Origin of the sequence: Apilactobacillus timberlakei, from assembly GCF_002993965.1 — a bacterium.
GTDB classification, from domain to species: Bacteria; Bacillota; Bacilli; order Lactobacillales; family Lactobacillaceae; genus Apilactobacillus; species Apilactobacillus timberlakei.
Map to the genome: position 1 here is coordinate 12,594 of NZ_POST01000006.1, position 19,523 is coordinate 32,116.

A 19,523-nucleotide genomic window follows, 5' to 3' on the forward strand; every position below is an offset into this window, starting at 1 on the left:
ACAGGTTGAAAGGATGATTTAAATGGCTGATAACAATACATTTTATGTTACAACCCCAATTTATTATCCATCTGGACGTCTACACATTGGTAACTCATATACAACTATTGCATGTGATGCCTTAGCACGTTATAAACGTTCTGAAGGATATGATGTCTTTTTCTTAACTGGAACCGATGAACACGGTTTAAAAATTGAAGAAAAAGCTGAAAAATTAGACATGAGTCCACAAGCTTACGTGGATAAAATGGCTAAACAAATTAAGCAACTTTGGAAGACTTTAGATATTACAAATGATAAATTTATTCGTACGACTGACGAAGATCATGAAAAAGCTGTACAAAAAATTTTTCAAAGATTGTTAGACCAAGGTGACATTTATCTTGGTGAATATAAAGGTTGGTATTCAGTTTCAGATGAAGAATTCTTTACTGAATCTCAATTAGCAGAAGTCTATAAAGATGACCAGGGTAATGTAACTGGTGGAAAGGCTCCTTCAGGACATGAAGTTCAAATGGTCCATGAACAATCATATTTCTTTAAGATGAGTAAATATGCTGATTGGTTAGTTCAATACTATAAAGATCATCCAGATTTTATTCAACCTGAATCCCGAATGAATGAAATGATTAATAACTTTATTAAACCTGGTTTGGAAGATTTAGCGGTTTCTAGAACTTCTTTTAAATGGGGAGTACCTGTTAAATCAGATCCTAAGCATGTTATTTATGTTTGGATTGATGCGCTAAGTAACTATATTACTGCTTTAGGATATGGTAGTGATGATGAATCACTATTTAATAAATTCTGGCCTGCAGATATTCAAATGGTTGGTAAAGAAATTGTGCGTTTCCATACTATTTACTGGCCAATTATTTTACATGCACTTGGTTTACCATTACCAAAACATATTATTGGGCATGGTTGGTTAACTATGAAAGATGGTAAAATGTCCAAGTCAAAGGGAAATGTTATTTATCCTGAAACATTATGTGATAAATATGGTCTGGATGCAGTTAGATATTACCTATTAAGGGCAGTTCCATTTGGAAATGATGGAATTTTCACTCCAGAAGACTTCATTGATCGAATTAATTATGACCTAGCTAACGACTTGGGTAACTTATTAAATCGTACTGTTTCAATGATTAACAAGTATGAAGATGGTGTAATTCCAGATTATCAATCAGAAATTACACCTGCTGATAAAGAGTTGGAATCAATTGCGACTACTGTAATTACTGAATACAAAGAAAAAATGAACACTGCTCATTTTTCTGATGCATTATCAGCTATTTGGAAATTAGTTTCTCAAACTAATAAGTATATTGATCAAACAACTCCTTGGATTTTAGCTAAGCAACAAAATGAAGGGGATTCCGAACAACTATCAGCTGTTATGGCACACTTGGCAGCTAGTTTACGTTTGATTGCATTACTAATTAGTCCAATTATGACTAATGCACCAAAACAAATCTTTACTCAATTAGGTTTGGATAATCAAGACTTAGATTTAACTGATCCTAAATTATCAGATCTAGGAACTGGACATAAAGTTGTTGCCAAAGGGACTCCAATTTTCCCACGTTTAGATAAGGAAGAAGAAGTTGCCTTTATTAAGGGTCAAATGACTAAATCTGATAAGAAAAAAGGTCGTGCTGTAAAAGAAGAAGCTAAACAAAAAGCACAAGTTAATATGGATGCAGGCAAACCACTAGAGGCTAATGATAAGAAAGAAATTCGCTTTGATGCCTTCGAAAAGGTTGAATTAAAAGTAGCTCAAGTTAAATCAATAGCTAAAGTTGAAGGTGCTGATAAGTTACTTAAGTTTACTTTAGATGCTGGTAAGCAAGAAGATACTCAAATTCTTTCTGGTATTGCTAAATGGTATCCTGATTTTGATAAATTAATTGGTAAAAAAGTAATCATCGTTTCAAACTTGAAACCTAGAAAGATGCGCGGTGAATTAAGTCAAGGGATGTTACTATCAGTTGAACATAAAGATGGTAATGTTGAATTGGTAACCGTTGGCAGTCAATTTGAAAATGGTTCAACCCTAGAATAATGGTTATTTAATAACTAGATAATTGAATAATAGCCATTAATTCTTTATTGAATTAATGGCTATTTTAGTGAAATGGAGTGTAATTAATATATGAAAATTTTTGATTCGCATACACATTTAAATGACGATGCATTTCGTGATAATGTTGATGCTTACATTGAACATGCACATCGATTAGGTGTAGATAAAATGGCAATTGTTGGTTCGAATGCTGAAATGAATCAAGAAGCCGTTGAGTTAGCTCATAAATATGATAATTTGTATGCGATTGTTGGTTGGCATCCTGAAGATTCATTAAAGTATGATGACGAACAAGAGGCCATTTTAAAAGAACAATTAAAAGATGATAAAGTTGTTGCTTTAGGTGAAATTGGTTTAGATTATTTTCAATCAGTCGCACCTAAAAAATGCCAATTTCATGTTTTTAGACGTCAAATCAGACTAGCTAAAGCCATGAATATGCCCATTTCTGTTCATAATCGCGAAGCTTTTGAAGATACTTATAAAATTTTAAGTGAAGAAGGCGTGCATAATGGCATTATTCATAGTTTTAATGGCGATCCAGAATGGTTGAAGAAATTTATTGATCTGGGGATGTATGTTTCATATTCTGGAGTTGCAAGCTTTAAAAAAACTCATGAAGTCCATGATGCGGTTAGACAAACCCCTATTGATCGAATGTTAGTTGAAACTGATGCACCCTATTTAGCTCCAGAACCATTACGTGGTCATCAAAATGAACCAGCATATACTTTATATACAGTTGAAGCAGTTGCTCGTTTTAGGGATACAACCCCTGATAAAATAGCGGATGCTACTTATAATAATGCAATGAGAATTTTTGGATTGGATAAATAATGAAAAAAATTAAAGAAGTAATCGTTGTTGAAGGTAAAGATGACACGAAGCGAATTAAACGAGCTGTTAATGCTGATACAATTGAAACAAGAGGCTCTGCGATTGATGAAACTACTTTAGCATTGATTAAAAAGGCAGCCCAAAAAAGAGGAATTATTATTTTTACTGATCCTGATTTTTCTGGCGAACGGATTCGTCGAATTGTTTCAGAAGCCGTGCCTAATGCTAAACATGCCTTTGTAGATCGTAAAAAATCGGTACCTACTAAAAGCGATGGTTCACTGGGAGTTGAACACGCTAGCGTTAATACAATTAAAGAAGCATTAAAAAATGTCTATACATCTGATTTAGAAAATCATATTGAAATTATTAGTCATGATGATTTAGAAGGGGCGCGCTTGATTAATGACGATCAAGCTAAAATTAGAAGAACTAAATTCTGTAATATTTTACAAATTGGATATGTAAATGGAAAACAGTTACCTAAACGTTTAGCAATGTTTTCCATTTCTAAAGAACAATTTTTAAATGCAATTAAAGAATTAAAATAAAGGAGTAACTATGACAAACAATCCAGATATTGCTAGTCCAGCAAGAACCCAAGCTATTTTGAATCGTTACCACTTGTCAGCTAAGAAAAGTCTAGGACAAAATTTTTTAACTGATTTAAATGTTTTAAATAATATTGTTAAAGCTGCTAATTTAAGTGATGCAGATAATGTTATTGAAATTGGTCCTGGAATTGGTGGATTAACCGAATACTTAGCAAGAAGTGCAAAAAATGTATTAGCTTTTGAAATTGATCAAAACTTATTACCGGTTTTAGACGATACTTTATCACCTTATAATAATGTAAAAATTATTAATGACGATATATTACAGGCAAATTTGCCTAAAATTATTAAAGATGACTTTAATGATGAACATCCAATTAAAGTTGTCGCTAATTTACCTTATTATATTACGACGCCTATTATATTAGATTTATTAAAGGGTAATGCTGAATTTGATAATATTACAGTTATGATGCAAAAAGAAGTAGCTCAAAGATTGGTTGCTAATCCTGGTAGCCGTGATTATGGTTCGTTATCAGTAATTATTCAGTACATGAACGATGTTAAAATTGCATTTGAGGTGCCTCGTAAATCATTTATTCCAGCACCTAATGTTGATTCTGCAATTGTTACGCTATCTCAAAAAGAATCAATTGAAAATGAAGTTTTTGATGTTAAAGCATTTTCAAGTTTTGTAAGGGGATGTTTTGCTCATCGTCGTAAGACATTTTGGAATAACATGCAAGGCCTTTTTGGGAAAGAACCAGCTACTAAAGAACGAGTTCAAGCAGTGCTAGATAATTTAAATATTAAACCTAGTATTCGTCCAGAGAAAATTTCGGTTAATCAATATGTTAAAATGGCGAATGCATTTCATTCTAAAAATATGATATAAAATGATTGTTATTTTATATTGGTTATGATATAATTTGATTTTATTTATTTTTCATGGTATAATCATTAAAGTGAGGTGAATGATTATGCCAACAAGTTTGAACACAATCAAAAGTGAGTTGGAAGATCGTCTTGGCCAAAAGGTTGTGGTGACCGTTCAAGTAGGTAGAAATAAAACATTAAAGCGTCATGGAAAACTATCTGAAATTTTTCCAGCAGTCTTTATTGTTGATTTAGAAAAAGATGAAAATTTAAAACGAGTATCTTATAGTTATACTGATATTTTGACCAAAAATATTGATGTTGACTTTGAAGATGACAATAAAACAGAAGAAGTATAATTAAGCTAATATTTTGTATTAGCTTTTTTTATTTACATAATTTCTTATAAAAAGTTTCACTGACTTTTATATTTTATTTTAGTATAATATTAAATAAATAAATGATATGAAACGAGGTGTAATGCTTGAGAATCGTAGAAAAAGCAAGAGCCAAGCTTAATTTAGGCTTAGATACTTTGTATCGACATAAAGATGGTAGTCCTGAATGGAATATGATAATGACTTCAATTGATTTATCTGATTATGTAGAAATTATAACTACTCAGGGGAACAGTATTCATGTTAGTTCAAGTCAAGTTTTTCTTCCTCATGATCAACGAAACTTAGCATATCAAGCAGCGCTATTAATGAAAAATACATTTGATATCAAAGAAAAAATTACTATTAATATTAAGAAAAATATTCCAGTAGCTGCTGGACTAGGCGGAGGTTCTTCTGATGCTGCCGCTGTTATTCGAGGATTGAATAGGATTTGGAATTTGAACCTATCGTTAAAAGAAATGGCAATTCTTGGTTTAAAGTTAGATTCTGACGTTCCGTATTGTATCTATAGTAAAACTGCACAGGTAACTGGCAAGGGTGAAATTATTAAATTAATGCCTAAATTACCTAATATGTATTTTGTATTAGTAAAACCAAGAATTAGCGTTTCCACTCCTGAAATATTGAGTAATATTAATTATGATAACTTAAAACATGTGAATGTTAATGGATTAATCGATGCAGTTAAAAAGCAAGATTATCCGCAAATTGCAAAGAATATAGGGAATGTTTTAGAGCCTATCTCTTCTAAAAAATATCAAGATATTTTTAAAATAAAAGCTAAATTTATTAAATATGGTGCTGATAATGCTCAAATGAGTGGTACTGGTCCTAGTGTTTTTGGCCTATGTAAAAGTGAGCGACATGCTAAACATATTTTTAATAGTATTCGTGGCTTTTGTTCGGAAGTATACATTGTTAAGTCTATGTAAAAACGATATTTTTTCGTTATTTGTAATTAAAACTAACAAAATTGTGTCTTAAATCCGAACATTATGATAAAATTTATTTGTAGTTTTTACTTTTACGAGGTGAAAAAATGAAAGCCAAACGTAGTACTAGATTAGTTGATATGACTAGATTCTTAATGGAAAATCCTAACACGGTAGTTCCATTAACATTTTTTGCACACAGATATGAATCTGCAAAGTCATCAATTAGTGAAGATTTAACAATTCTAAGAAAAACTTTTCAAGAAAGTGGGACTGGAATATTGGAAACAATTCCAGGTGCTGCTGGTGGAAGTAAATTTATTCCAAGTATCGAAAAAGATGAGGCGGTTCGTTTTATTGAAGAACTACAATCATTTTTAGACGACAATACAAGAATGTTACCTGGTGGATATGTTTATATGAATGATTTATTAAACCGTCCATCAATTTTAAGACAAATTGGTAGATTGATTGCTACAATGTATAAGAACAAGAAAATTGATGCAGTATTAACAGTTGCTACTAAGGGGATTCCAGTTGCTCAAAGTGTAGCTACTTTGTTAAATGTTCCATTTATCATTGCCAGGCATGATTCCAGAATTACCGATGGTTCTACTATTAGTGTTAATTATGTTTCTGGCTCACAACGTCGGATTGAAAAAATGGTATTATCTAAAAGAAGTTTACCCGCTAATTCGAATGTTTTAATCGTGGATGATTTTCTACGTGGTGGTGGATCTGCAGCTGGTCTTTGCAGCTTAATCAATGAATTTGATAGTAAGGTTGCTGGTATTTCTTTTGTTGCTGAACGCGATTATGATGGTAAACGTAAAATTAGTAGTGATCAATATACTTCTTTATTCAAAATTGATACTAACAGTGATGAGATAAAGGTTTCACAAGGTAATTTTGATTGGAAACCATTTGATAATTTTAGTAAGAAGGGGAATTAGCATGAACACTAGAAATACAATCATTTTAGCTGCGGGCAAAGGTACTCGTATGAAATCTAAGTTGTATAAAGTCTTACATAAAGTTTGTGGTAGAACAATGGTGGACTGTGTATTAACTCAAGTTGAAAAAATTAATATGGATAATGTTGTAACGGTAGTAGGCTATGGCGCTGATTCTGTTGAAGAAAAGTTAGGTAAAAGAAGCCAATATGTACTTCAAGAAAAGCAATTGGGCACTGGCGATGCTGTTAAAAAGACCGCACCCATTTTAGGTGATTTAGAAGGCTCTACCATGGTAGTTAGTGGAGACACACCTCTTTTTAAAGCCGATACATTTCGAAAATTATTTGATTATCATGAAGAAAGTAATGCTGTTGCGACTGTTTTAACTTCTAAGGCACCTAATCCTTTTGGTTATGGAAGAGTTATTCGTGATTCAGAAGGCAATGTTAACAAGATTGTTGAACAAAAAGACGCTAGTGAAGCTGAAAAGAAAATTGATGAAATTAATACCGGTGTATATGTATTTGATAACAAAGAATTGTTCAATGCTTTAAATCAAGTTAATAATGATAATGCTCAAGGTGAATATTACTTGCCAGATGTTATTGGTATTTTTAAAGAACAAAATAAAAAAATCGGTGCATATCAAATGGATGATTTTAATGAATCCATGGGTGTAAATGACCGCATTGCTTTATCTAATGCCAATCAAGTWATGCAAAGACGAATTAATGAAGAACATATGGCTAATGGAGTAACAATGATTAACCCTAGTAATACTTACATTGATTTTGATGTTAAAATTGGCCAAGATACAGTCATTGAACCAGGGGTACAAATTCACGGCAATACTGAAATTGGTGAAAATTGTAAAATTGGTGCTAACTCAGAAATTCATGATTGTAAAATTCATGATGGTGTTACAATAACTTCATCTTATCTACAAGAATCTGAAATGATGGAAGGCTCCGATATTGGTCCTTATAGTCATTTAAGACCACATGCAATTATTGGTAAAAATGTTCATCTCGGTAACTTTGTTGAAGTCAAAAAAGCTCAAATTGATGAAGGTACTAAGGTGGGACATTTAACTTATGTTGGGAATGCTCATCTAGGTAAGAATATTAATGTTGGTTGTGGAGTTATTTTTGCTAATTATGACGGTAAGAATAAGCATGAAACTAACGTTGGAGATGCATCATTTATTGGTAGTAATTCTAATTTGATTGCGCCTGTAAATATTGATGATCATTCATTTATTGCTGCAGGTTCTACAATTACTGATGATGTTAAACAATATGATATGGCAATTGCTAGACAACGCCAGACTAACAAGCCAGGTTATTACAAAAAATTACCATATAATGGATAATTAATAATCAAAACATTTATTTATAACTTCTATAACTTTTAAGTGAAAAAAATATGATTTTAGTGTAAAATAATGTTGAATGATTTATATCGAACTGATGAATAATATTTTATTGTTAGGTGGAGGAACTTTATGGCTGAAAAATATTCTGATCCTAAATTAAAGATTTTTGCATTAAATTCAAACATCCCTTTAGCTGAAAAAATTGCTGATCGTGTTGGAGTAGATTTAGGTAAAACATCTGTAGATAGATTTAGTGATGGAGAAATCAAAATTAACATTGAAGAAAGTATCCGTGGAGATAACTGTTACATCATTCAATCTACATCTGCTCCAGTAAATGACAATTTAATGGAATTGATGATTATGATTGACGCATTGAGACGTGCTAGTGCAAAAACTATTAATGTTGTAATTCCTTACTACGGTTATGCAAGACAAGATCGTAAGGCTCGTTCAAGAGAACCAATTACTGCTAAGCTAGTTGCGAACATGCTAGAAACTGCTGGAATTAATCGAGTAGTTGCATTAGACTTGCATGCTGCTCAAATTCAAGGTTTCTTTGATGTCCCAGTCGATCATTTAATGGGCGCACCATTATTAGCTGACCATTTTATGAATCATGGATGGAATTCTGATGCAGTTGTAGTTTCTCCTGATCATGGTGGAGTAGTTCGTGCTCGTGCATTGGCAGAATTCTTGAAGTCACCAATTTCTATTATTGATAAACGCCGTCCACAAGCAAATGTTGCTGAAATTATGAATATTATTGGTGATGTAAAAGGTAAATCATGTCTAATGGTTGATGATATGATTGATACTGCTGGTACAATTACTTTAGGTGCTCAAGCTTTAATGGAAGCTGGCGCTAAAGAAGTATATGCTTGTTGTACTCATCCAGTATTATCTGGTCCAGCAATTGATCGAATTGAAAAATCACCAATTAAAAAATTGGTGGTTACTGATACAATCCGTTTACCAAAAGAAAAACAAATCGATAAGATTGAACAAATTTCTGTTGCCCCATTAATTGGAGATGCAATTAAACGTATTAATGAAGATCGTGCTGTTAGTCCTTTATTCAGTAATCGTTTTAGAACTGATGACAAATAATGAATAAAAGATTTCTTAGTCTGATTATTTATGCTGTGAGTATAATTGTTGGCTTAATAATTTATATATTTAATATACAGATTATTATAATGAGTAATGTCTTTTTTATACTAGGCTTATTATTGGTTGTAATAGGATCTATTATGATAATTACTAAAGGTCATTTATTTACTGGTTGGCGTATTTTTCATCGCAAAGGTGATAACGATCGTTTTGAAAATGAAAAAATTCCAGCCAAAGAAATTGGTCGTAAGAAGAATGAATCAATAGTAATAAACGATTTTGCCAAATTGTGTTTAACAGTGGGAATTATATGGATTTTAATCGCGATTTTAATTACCTTATAATAAAAAAGTTCCCCTTAGCATTTTTCAATGTTAAGGGGAACTTTTTTTAATTATTATTCTTCGTTTAAAGCAAAATTGCGAATGGCATATGCAACACCATTTTCTTTATTAGTCTTAGTAACTTTATTAGCAATTTCTTTTAATTCATTTACAGCATTACCCATGGCTACACCAGTACCAGCATATTTAATCATAGTCATGTCGTTGTTTTGATCACCAATAGCCATTACATTATCAGCAGTTAAGTTTAAATCTTTAGCTAAGCTATCAAGGGCATTTCCTTTTGATGATTTTTTATTCATAAATTCAATAAAAACAGGGGTACTTTTTACAACGGAAAAACGATCGAACAAATCTTCTGGGATTTCTTTAAAAGCTTTATCAATTACATCTGGATTAGCAATTAACATGGCTTTAACTACTTCAACACTTTCATCAATTTCATTGGGTTCACGAACTTTAATTGGCATTTTAACTAAATAACTTTCTGCAATTGAAAAAGGACTTAAATCACGGTTAGTAGCATAAATATAATCAGCAGTTTCAATTTGAAAATTAGTATCTAATTTATGGCTTAATTTTTCCAGTTCTAAAAATTCATCATGAGTAATATTTTCTTTTTCGATGATGTTACCATCAGCATCTTGTACTTGTGAACCATTAAAAGTAATAGCATATTCATCATGACCAGAAATATTTAATGCTTTAAGGTAAGTTTTAACTCCAGTTAATGGACGGCCGGTACATAAAACGACTTTAATACCTTGCTTTCTAGCTTCTGTAATAGCGTCAATAGTTTCTTGTGCTAAATTATTTTCTTCATTTAATAATGTGCCATCAATATCAATAGCAATCAATTTAATGTCTTTCATAATGTTACCTCCAAATAATTATGTTAATTGATTATTTTTTATATGCTTTTGAAATTCTTCATATATAGGTTGGAAAATTTCGATGTTGTTTACAGAATTCAGCATTTCCTTAGGGAAAAAGAATCTTTCATCACCAAGTTGCTTACCGGTTACCGCATTTACCAAACGAGATACTTTTGATAACTCAACCATCGTACCATCTGGACGACGCAATTCAATTTGCGTTGCATGATGTTTCTTTTTAGGATCGTAAGCATCATATGGTAAATCAAAACTATTGTTAGTATCCGTATAGTATTCTGGATCAAAACCAACTTGCTTAATTAATTTTTGCAATTTAGGAATTAATTTTTTAGTGTCACTATTAAATTCTACAGATTTAAGGGGACGTCGATTAATAAAACGATCGGCCAAATCAGAAAGAATACTATCTTTTGAATCTACCCAATGAATAAAATATGTGTTTAATACACCATCATCTAATTTTAAATAGTCATCTATATCAAAATTATTTTGAAAAAATGGCATTAATAGATAAGGAGTGGATCTATCATTAGTAGGCATTTTGTCAGCTAATTGTTTTGCTCGTTTTAACAAGTGACTTAAAATGACTTCCATTGATCGAGATACGGGATGAAAGTAAACTTGCATGTACATTTGCAGACGGCTGATAATATAATCTTCTACAGCATGCATCCCAGAAATATCGAAGCAAATGCCACCACTATATGGACGCATTACTCGTAAAATTCTGGTTAAATCAAAGTTGCCATAACTTGCGCCAGTATTATATGCATCTCTTAATAAATAATCCATACGATCAGCATCACATTGACTAGAAATCATTTGAACAACTTGAGGGTTACTATAAGTATGATTAATTACGGCAGCTACTTGTTTAGGAAGTTCCGGATCAACCTTACGTAAGACCTTATTTACCTCAGTTTTAGGAGAAGTAATAATTTCTTGTGTAATCATTTCATGATTAGTATGGAAAATATGTTCAAAAGTATGTGAATATGCACCATGTCCAATATCATGTAGTAATGCTGCACATAAGGCAACCAATCTTTCAGAATCGTCCCAAAGTCCATCGCCAGGTTCTTTAGTAGGATAGTTTCTTAAAAATAAATCACAAATTCTTCGTGTTATTTCATAAACGCCTAAGCTATGAGTGAACCTTGAATGTTCAGCACCATGAAATATGAATGATGAAGCACCTAATTGTTTGACTCTTCTTAGCCTTTGCATTTCCTTAGTATTAATTAGATCTAAGATGACTTGATGTTGCACATATATGTAATCATGAACAGGGTCACGAAAAACTTTTTCTCGTGGTAACAACTTATCTGTAAACTTCAATGATTGTCCCCCTTATAAATATATATTTAATAACTATCATTATAACAAATAATATTAATGAAGAATTAAAATTAAACTTATTAAATTAATGCATTTAAGGTAGATACCATATATAATTAAATATATGAATTCACAATATAAAGGAGTGAATAAATTTGCCCGACAATAGTGAAAGTGTAGTTGTAGATTTAACTACCTATATTAAGCAAGATGATGAAAGCGAAACATTTACTTTTCGTGAATTAGGAACATTAGTAAATGTTGGCGATAAAACTTATTTGCGTTTTAAAGAAACTCAAAAAGGAGAAAAGGTTGCATCAGTTACTATCAAAATTAGTGATGCTCATGTTCAATTAACTAGACAAGATAAAATGGGTCATCATTCAAGATTGATTTTTGCCGATAAAGAACAACATGATACTATTTATCAAACTCCATATGGCCCTGTTAAACTTGCAGTTAATACTAAAGATTTATTATATAATTACCAAGAGTCTCCACAAGCAGGTGATTTAGATATTAAGTATGAACTAATGTCTGGAAACATGATGATTGGTGAGTACAAAATGGAATTGCATTTTTCTGCTTAAACGAGTATTATATTATTTAGTATTTTGAAAGGACGTGCACCGATTTGAAACTAGAAGCCTTAGAAGGTAAAGACAAGAAAGAATTATCAATGGTAGAAGTCGCTCATGCTATCTTAGCTGAACATGGGGATGTTATGGCCTTTGCTGATATCGCAAACGAAATCCAAAAATATTTGGGTGATTCTGATGAAGAAATTCGTAAACGATTAGTTCAATTCTATACAGATATGAACGTTGATGGTAGTTTTATTTCTTTAGGTGATAATCTTTGGGGATTAAGAACATGGTACCCATACGAATCAATCGATGAAGCTACTGTTCATCCAGAAGATGAAGATATTGATCGTCCTAGAAATAAAAAACGTCGTAAAGTTAATGCTTTCCTTGCTGATGCTTCTGATGATGATGACGTTATTGATTATGATGACGATGATCCAGAAGACCAAGACGACGAATTTGAAGATGCCGATGAAGGCACTGACGAAACCGATAAATATCATAAAGATTTAGATGACATTGACGAAGAAAACGATACTAATGAAGAAGACATTCCAGATGGTATCGAAGGAGAATTATCAGAGTTGCATGATGACGATGATGATGATTCTAAAGATTAATTAAAATAATTTTACTTTATATATCTTGACTAAATATATATAACCATGTATTATTATTTTTGGGCTCCTTACAAAAGGTTTTGTGAGGACAATTGATCGATTAAAGTAATCAATAACTCCCTATTCTCGTGAATAGGGAGTTTTTACGTTTTTACCCTAATAGATTTTATGAGGAGTTATATACACATGACTAAATATGTTTTTGTTACTGGTGGGGTTGTTTCTTCACTAGGAAAAGGAATTGTTTCTGCATCACTAGGCCGTTTATTAAAGAATCGTGGATTAAATGTTACAATTCAAAAATTTGATCCATACATTAATGTCGACCCGGGTACAATGAGTCCTTACCAACATGGGGAAGTTTTTGTTACCAACGATGGTACAGAAACTGACCTTGATCTTGGACATTATGAACGTTTTATTGATAATGATTTGAATAAGTACTCAAACGTAACTACTGGTAAAATTTATTCAGAAGTTTTACGTAAAGAACGTCGTGGAGATTACTTAGGAGCTACTGTTCAAGTTATTCCTCATATTACCGGAATGATTAAAGAAAAAATTATGCGTGCTGCTAAGGTTTCTGATGCTGATATTGTAATCACTGAAATTGGTGGGACTGTTGGTGATATTGAATCGCTTCCATTCTTAGAAGCCATTCGTCAAATGAAGGCTGAAGTAGGTGATGACAATGTATTCTACATTCATACTACTTTAATTCCTTACTTACGTGCTGCTGGTGAAATGAAAACTAAGCCAACCCAACACAGTGTTAAGGAATTACGTGGACTAGGTATTCAACCAAATTTATTAGTTGTTAGAACTGAACAAGATGTTACTGATGATATGAAGAGAAAGATTGCTCTATTCTGTGACGTTAAGCCAGAAGCAGTTGTTGAATCTAAAGATGCACCAACCTTGTACACTATTCCATTAATGTTACAAGATCAAAAAATGGATCAACAAGTGTTAGATCATTTTGGTGTAAAAGCACCAGCTGCTGATATGACTGTATGGAAACAACTTGAAAATAAAGTACAAAACTTAAGTAAAGAAATTAACATTACTTTGGTTGGTAAGTATGTTAAGTTGAAGGATGCTTATATTTCAATTACTGAATCATTAAAGCATGCTGGATACCCATTAGACGCTAAAGTGAATCTAAAAATGTTAAATTCAGAAAAAGTTAATGAAGATAATGTAAAAGATTTATTAAGTGATGCTGATGGTATCTTAGTTCCTGGCGGTTTTGGTGATCGTGGAATTGAAGGTATGATTACCGCTGTTAAATATGCTAGAGAAAATGATGTTCCTTACTTTGGTATTTGTTTAGGTATGCAAATTGCAAGTATTGAATTTGCTCGTGATGTCCTAGGTTATAAGGATGCTAATACCACTGAAATTGATCAAGATACACCACATAAGATTATTGACTTGATGGCAGACCAAAGTGACATTGATGGTATGGGTGGGACTCAACGTTTAGGTGCTTATCCATGTAAACTAATTCCTGGAACTAAAACAGCTGCTGCTTATGATAATAAAAAAGAAATTTCAGAACGTCACCGTCACCGTTATGAATATAACAATGCATACAGAAAAGAAATGGAAGATAACGGCTTAGTTATTTCTGGGACTTCACCTGATAATCATTTAGTTGAAGTTATTGAAATTCCAGAAAATAAATTCTTTATCGCTGCTCAATATCATCCAGAATTCTTATCTAGACCAACTAAACCAGAAGGTTTATTTAAAGCATTTGTTAAAGCTGCTGGTGAAGAACACGATATTAAAAATAAATAGATAATAAAAAGGGACTAAATAATTATTTAGTCCCTTTTTTATTAACTTTTAATTAAATATACGTATAATTTGCTATAAAGTATTGTTTTTTTCAATGTTATTATTTATGATTGTTAATGTATTGTTCACTAAATTAAGTGAAACGTAAGTGAGGAATTTAAATAATGAATAAAATGATAATAAGAGGTGGACATCGACTATCTGGTGATGTAACTATTGGTGGTGCTAAAAATAGTACGGTAGCTTTAATTCCTGCTGCTATTTTAGCAGATACACCGGTTCAATTCGATATGGTTCCTAACATATTAGATGTACATAATCTAATGGTTATTTTGGAATCTATGAATGTTAAATCAGATTTTGCCGATGGCATTTTAAACGTTGATCCAACCAATATAATAGAAAATGCTTTACCTAGTAAGGCAATTAAAAGTCTAAGAGCATCATATTATTTCATGGGAGCATTATTAGGTCGTTTTGGTAGAGCCAAAGTTACCTTTCCAGGTGGAGATAATATTGGTCCTAGACCAATTGATCAACATATTAAGGCTTTCAAAGCAATGGGAGCTAAAGTTGTTAATGATAAAGATAAGGTTATAATTACAACCGATGAAAAAGGTTTACATGGAGCATCTATCTTTTTAGATGTTGTATCTGTAGGGGCTACAATTAATGCGATTTTAGCAGCTGTTAAAGCCAATGGACACACTGTAATTAGAAATGCAGCTAAAGAGCCTGAAATTATTGATATTGTAACCTTTTTAAATAATATGGGAGCTAAAATTAGAGGTGCTGGTACTGATGTAATCAGAATCGAGGGTGTTGCAAAGCTTGTTGCGCAAAACACCCATATTATTATTCCTGATCGCATTGAAGCAGGTACTTACTTAGCAATGGCATCAGCTTATGGTGATGGTGTTAATATTCATAATGTAATTCCAGAACATTTGGAATCATTTATTGCTAAATTATTGGAAATGGGTATTGATTTAAAAATTAATGAAGACAGTATTTATGTTCCTAAAAGTCATAAACTTAATAGCATTGAAATTAAAACAATGCCTTATCCAGGATTTGCTACTGATTTACAACAACCAATCACTCCATTGTTATTAAAAGCTAATGGTGATAGTACAATTATTGATACCATTTATCCTAAACGAACTAAGCATATTAGTGAGTTGAATAAAATGGGCGCTAAAATTCGTTATAATGATGGAAATGGTAGTATTATTGTTAGTCATACTGATGATTTAGATGGAACTACTATTTCGGCAGGCGAAATTAGAGCGGGAGCATCAGAAATGATTGCTGGATTAATGGCTAATGGGACTACAGTTATAAATAACGCGGATAATATTTTACGTGGTTATGATAATATTGTTGATAAATTAACCCAATTAAATGCCGAAGTTGAAATTATAAATGATGAAAAATAATTTGTTTACTATTGATGAAATTATTTTTTAGTGTTAGTATAATGAAGTCGACTAATCGATAATCTCTGAATCAACATATGATACAGGGCAAAGGAGCGATATATAATGAAACAAGGAATTCATCCAGAATACCACGAAGTAGTATTCCAAGATACTAGTACTGGTGCTAAATTCGTTGCTGGTTCAACTATGAACTCAAGCGAAACTATCAAGATGGACGATGGTAATGAATACCCATTAGTACGTCTTGAAATTTCTTCAGATTCTCATCCATTCTACACTGGCCGTGAAAAATTCACTCAAGCCGATGGTGCTGTGGATCGTTTCAACAAGAAATACGGTTTCAAGTAAATAAAAAAGCAAGTCCAATTGGACTTGCTTTTTTATTAATTTTTTAAAATATAATTAATCCATTTGGGCATTATTTTATTAATAACTTCAAATGTTTGTTCAAATTTACCAGTAAACCATGGATCTGGAATTTCACGATCACTTTTTTGGTCATCAACATTCAAATATAAATGAATTTTTTGTAAATCATCTTTTGGTGACCAATGCATTAGATTATCCATATTTTCTTTATCCATACCAATTATGTAATCATATTTATCAAAATCTTTTGCCTCAATTTGAGTTGCATACATACCGGAATAATCTAGATGGTGTTTATCTAAAATAGTTCTAACATTAGGATGCGGAGGATTACCAATTTCCTCAGAGCTAGTTGCGGCAGAATTTACTTCAATTTTGTTTGATAGATTATCTTTTTTTATTTGATCTTTTAAAATAGCTTCAGCCATCGCAGAACGACATACATTTCCATGACATACGAATAAGACTTTTTTCAAACTGATGACCTCCAATTTTATATTCATATAAATTTTAACAGGATTTCATAGAATATTAAATTATATAGTTATTAAATATTTATAAATAGTTGTACAATTAAGGGTGGAATAATTGAAAGAGTGATTTTTAAATGCGTGATAATTTTATTTATATTAATGCTAATTTGTTACGTAACATGGTTAGTACTCATGGTATTAGTTCAGACGACTTTGTTAACGGATTAGATAAATTGCCTCAAAACATCATTTTACTTAATGATGATCGTATTAATGCTAATAATGTTAATGCACATACTAAGTTTAGTGTGATTAATGGAAAAGATTCTATTCAAAAATTTTTATTAAATAAGCAAATTGTTAATAAGAAGTTTATGGATTTTGAACGTAATTATGATTTGAATTTATTGTTAAACACAGAGATAGCAAGTTTATTATATTTTGGTCATATGGGATTACCAATGAACAGTCCATTTTCTTCTAAACTGCAAAATAAATATGTTTATCTTGCTTATAAAAACAATTTGTTAATAACTTATTATCGTAATTTTTCTGATTTTAATCATATCCTTGAAATAAGTATTAAGCGTCATCTAAGGGATTTACATAGTAGCAGAAGAATGTTTCAGCGACCATTATCATTAAAGCCGGTTCCTTTAGATGTATTAAAATTATTAATTAAATTGAGTAGTGAAGGCTTAGTTATTAATTTTGATTCAATTCTTGGTAGACATCGATTATACCGAATTCCTTTATTATTGGAAAATAAACCACAAAATCATTATGTTTGGCATACGCAAAACGATTTATATAGAAATACAATTAATATTGGTTATTTAAAATATGATATTATTAAATCAAAGTGGGATATTGATATTAAGAGTAAATTACTTCCTAAAGAAATGGATGAATTTTTGAATTAAAATAATTTAATATTTCATGTTATACTATGATAATAATTATTTTTGTAAAAAGAAATGTATAGGAGATTAAAATTTATGAAAATGTCGCTTGCAGAAATCGCAAGAGCAGTTTCCGCACAAAATGATATTAGTGATTATGATGATGTTAATGTTACTAATGTTTCTTTTGATAGTCGAAAATTAGAACCAGGTTCGTTATTTGTCCCATTAGTTAGTCAAAATGATGGCCATGATTATATTGCAGATGCAATAAAGCATGGGGCAAAGGCTGCTCTATGGCAATCAGATCATGATAATGCACCGTCTGATTTTCCGATAATAAAGGTAGATAATACATTAAGTGCACTTCAATTTTTAAGTCAATATTACCTGGCCAAAATTAATCCTAGAGTAGTTGCAGTTACCGGTAGTAATGGAAAAACTACTACTAAGGATATGATTGCATCTATTCTATCTACCCAATTTAATGTTACTAAAACGCATGATAATTTTAATAATGAAATTGGTGTACCCATTACTATTTTGTCCATGGAACCTAATACAGAAATGTTAGTAATTGAGATGGGGATGGATCGTCCTGGCCAATTAGACTTATTGAGCCACTTAGTAGAGCCAGATATAGCAATTATTACAATGATTGGGGAAGCACATATTGAGTTCTTTGGTACTCGTGACAAGATAGCTGATGCTAAAATGGAAATTACTCATGGCTTAAAAGAAGATGGTGTCTTTATTTACAATGGAGATGAGCCATTGCTAAGACAAAGAGCTAAAAATTTACCATTTAGAATGTTAACCTTTGGTAAAAATGAAGACAATGATTTGTATTCAACCAATATTGATAGTGAAGAAGATCAAACTAGTTTCACTGCTAGTAATTGGGATGCTAAATTTACCATTCCAATGATTGGTTCATATAACGTTAGTAATGCTTTAGCTGCTTTATCAGTGGGGAATTTATACCGTATTCATGAAAATTATATGATTCAAGCATTAAAGGACTTTTCTGCAACTAATAATCGTACTGAATGGATAGAAGGTAACAAACATGAAAAGATTTTGTCTGATGTTTATAATTCTAATCCAACAGCTGCTAAATTAGTTTTAAAAGCATTCGCTAATAGTGATACTAAAGGTATTCGAATTGCCGTATTAGGTGATATGTTGGAACTCGGTGATAAATCAAAAGAACTACATGAGTCATTGGCTGATTCATTAGATCCATCAATTATTAAAAGTGTTTATTTGATTGGTGATGAAATGAAATATTTAGCAGATAAATTATCTAATAAATATGAGCCACAATCATTACATTATTTTAAAACAGGTGATTTAGATCGACTATTTGATCAATTGAATTCAGAAATTTATGAAGATGATGATGTATTATTAAAAGCTAGTCATGGAATTCATTTGGAAAAAATACTAAATAAATTAACTGAAGTTTAAGTTAATTTATTTGCTAATTGTTGATAAAAGGTTTAATATAGGCTAGTTACATTTTTTAGATTATCGGAATTTTTATAATCAAATCATTAACGTAATGGTGGGAACGGATTTTTCTCAAGTTAGTGATGGTATTGTATAAAATGTTTCGT

20 protein-coding genes are annotated in these 19,523 nt (G+C 31.4%); 17 read left to right on the forward strand and 3 right to left on the reverse strand.

Annotation, left to right across the window (positions count from 1 at the left end; genetic code table 11):
- The first annotated feature begins 22 nt into the window (after positions 1-22).
- The 10 genes from metG to C7N71_RS06980 all read left to right on the forward strand — a co-directional run bounded on the left by metG (position 23) and on the right by C7N71_RS06980 (position 9,474).
- On the forward strand, positions 23-2,065 hold the full coding sequence (metG, locus tag C7N71_RS06935) for a methionine--tRNA ligase (RefSeq protein ID WP_105988377.1): 2,043 nt from the start codon (positions 23-25) through the stop codon (positions 2,063-2,065).
- 90 nt (positions 2,066-2,155) lie between these two features.
- A complete protein-coding gene (locus C7N71_RS06940) occupies positions 2,156-2,923 on the forward strand; it encodes a TatD family hydrolase (RefSeq protein ID WP_105988378.1) in 768 nt (255 codons plus the stop codon).
- Positions 2,923-3,474: a ribonuclease M5 gene (gene rnmV / locus C7N71_RS06945; RefSeq protein ID WP_105988379.1), complete on the forward strand. Its 552-nt coding sequence runs from the start codon at positions 2,923-2,925 to the stop codon at positions 3,472-3,474. Before C7N71_RS06940 ends, rnmV begins: the two co-directional genes overlap by 1 nt.
- Positions 3,475-3,484: 10 nt before the next feature.
- Positions 3,485-4,372, forward strand: coding sequence for a 16S rRNA (adenine(1518)-N(6)/adenine(1519)-N(6))-dimethyltransferase RsmA (rsmA, locus tag C7N71_RS06950; protein WP_105988380.1), 888 nt, complete (start codon positions 3,485-3,487; stop codon positions 4,370-4,372).
- A gap of 85 nt (positions 4,373-4,457) precedes the next feature.
- Positions 4,458-4,712, forward strand: a complete 255-nt coding sequence (locus tag C7N71_RS06955; protein ID WP_105964048.1) for a Veg family protein — start codon at positions 4,458-4,460, stop codon at positions 4,710-4,712.
- 125 nt (positions 4,713-4,837) lie between these two features.
- On the forward strand, positions 4,838-5,686 hold the full coding sequence (gene ispE, locus C7N71_RS06960) for a 4-(cytidine 5'-diphospho)-2-C-methyl-D-erythritol kinase (protein WP_105988381.1): 849 nt from the start codon (positions 4,838-4,840) through the stop codon (positions 5,684-5,686).
- 107 nt (positions 5,687-5,793) lie between these two features.
- A complete protein-coding gene (purR, locus tag C7N71_RS06965) occupies positions 5,794-6,639 on the forward strand; it encodes a pur operon repressor (RefSeq protein ID WP_105988382.1) in 846 nt (281 codons plus the stop codon).
- A 1-nt stretch (position 6,640) separates the two neighbouring features.
- Positions 6,641-8,014 carry a bifunctional UDP-N-acetylglucosamine diphosphorylase/glucosamine-1-phosphate N-acetyltransferase GlmU gene (gene glmU / locus C7N71_RS06970; protein WP_105988383.1) on the forward strand — a complete coding sequence of 458 codons (1,374 nt, stop codon included), beginning with the start codon at positions 6,641-6,643 and terminating at the stop codon, positions 8,012-8,014.
- Between the two features lie 132 nt (positions 8,015-8,146).
- Complete coding sequence (locus tag C7N71_RS06975) at positions 8,147-9,127, forward strand: ribose-phosphate diphosphokinase (protein WP_105957355.1); 981 nt, start codon at positions 8,147-8,149, stop codon at positions 9,125-9,127.
- A gap of 89 nt (positions 9,128-9,216) precedes the next feature.
- Positions 9,217-9,474 (forward strand): DUF3899 domain-containing protein, encoded by a 258-nt coding sequence (locus C7N71_RS06980; protein ID WP_157944379.1) that lies wholly within the window; start codon positions 9,217-9,219, stop codon positions 9,472-9,474.
- A 53-nt stretch (positions 9,475-9,527) separates the two neighbouring features.
- Here C7N71_RS06980 and yidA read toward each other — a convergent pair whose 3' ends face one another.
- Both yidA and C7N71_RS06990 read right to left on the reverse strand, forming a co-directional pair.
- Positions 9,528-10,346 carry a sugar-phosphatase gene (gene yidA / locus C7N71_RS06985; RefSeq protein WP_105988385.1) on the reverse strand — a complete coding sequence of 273 codons (819 nt, stop codon included), beginning with the start codon at positions 10,344-10,346 and terminating at the stop codon, positions 9,528-9,530.
- Positions 10,347-10,364: 18 nt separating this feature from the next.
- Complete coding sequence (locus C7N71_RS06990; protein ID WP_105988386.1) at positions 10,365-11,708, reverse strand: HD domain-containing protein; 1,344 nt, start codon at positions 11,706-11,708, stop codon at positions 10,365-10,367.
- Positions 11,709-11,863: 155 nt separating this feature from the next.
- On the opposite strand from C7N71_RS06990, the gene C7N71_RS06995 reads away from it, so the two are divergent.
- The 5 genes from C7N71_RS06995 to C7N71_RS07015 all read left to right on the forward strand — a co-directional run bounded on the left by C7N71_RS06995 (position 11,864) and on the right by C7N71_RS07015 (position 16,508).
- Positions 11,864-12,298, forward strand: a complete 435-nt coding sequence (locus C7N71_RS06995; RefSeq protein WP_157944380.1) for a DUF1934 domain-containing protein — start codon at positions 11,864-11,866, stop codon at positions 12,296-12,298.
- Positions 12,299-12,387: 89 nt separating this feature from the next.
- On the forward strand, positions 12,388-12,915 hold the full coding sequence (gene rpoE, locus C7N71_RS07000; RefSeq protein WP_404799029.1) for a DNA-directed RNA polymerase subunit delta: 528 nt from the start codon (positions 12,388-12,390) through the stop codon (positions 12,913-12,915).
- A gap of 186 nt (positions 12,916-13,101) precedes the next feature.
- Positions 13,102-14,718, forward strand: a complete 1,617-nt coding sequence (locus tag C7N71_RS07005; RefSeq protein ID WP_105988389.1) for a CTP synthase — start codon at positions 13,102-13,104, stop codon at positions 14,716-14,718.
- A gap of 164 nt (positions 14,719-14,882) precedes the next feature.
- Positions 14,883-16,157, forward strand: a complete 1,275-nt coding sequence (locus C7N71_RS07010; protein WP_105988390.1) for a UDP-N-acetylglucosamine 1-carboxyvinyltransferase — start codon at positions 14,883-14,885, stop codon at positions 16,155-16,157.
- Between the two features lie 105 nt (positions 16,158-16,262).
- Positions 16,263-16,508 carry a type B 50S ribosomal protein L31 gene (locus tag C7N71_RS07015; protein WP_105957348.1) on the forward strand — a complete coding sequence of 82 codons (246 nt, stop codon included), beginning with the start codon at positions 16,263-16,265 and terminating at the stop codon, positions 16,506-16,508.
- A 35-nt stretch (positions 16,509-16,543) separates the two neighbouring features.
- Here the strand turns inward: C7N71_RS07015 and C7N71_RS07020 are convergent, their stop codons facing one another.
- Positions 16,544-17,005: a low molecular weight protein-tyrosine-phosphatase gene (locus C7N71_RS07020; RefSeq protein WP_105988391.1), complete on the reverse strand. Its 462-nt coding sequence runs from the start codon at positions 17,003-17,005 to the stop codon at positions 16,544-16,546.
- Between the two features lie 131 nt (positions 17,006-17,136).
- Between C7N71_RS07020 and C7N71_RS07025 the strand changes: the two genes are divergently transcribed.
- Together C7N71_RS07025 and C7N71_RS07030 are read left to right on the forward strand one after the other, a co-directional pair.
- Entirely contained in the window at positions 17,137-17,925 is a 789-nt protein-coding gene (locus tag C7N71_RS07025; protein ID WP_105988392.1) for a hypothetical protein, read from the forward strand.
- Between the two features lie 75 nt (positions 17,926-18,000).
- Positions 18,001-19,374: a UDP-N-acetylmuramoyl-tripeptide--D-alanyl-D-alanine ligase gene (locus C7N71_RS07030; RefSeq protein WP_105988393.1), complete on the forward strand. Its 1,374-nt coding sequence runs from the start codon at positions 18,001-18,003 to the stop codon at positions 19,372-19,374.
- Positions 19,375-19,523: the final 149 nt, after the last annotated feature.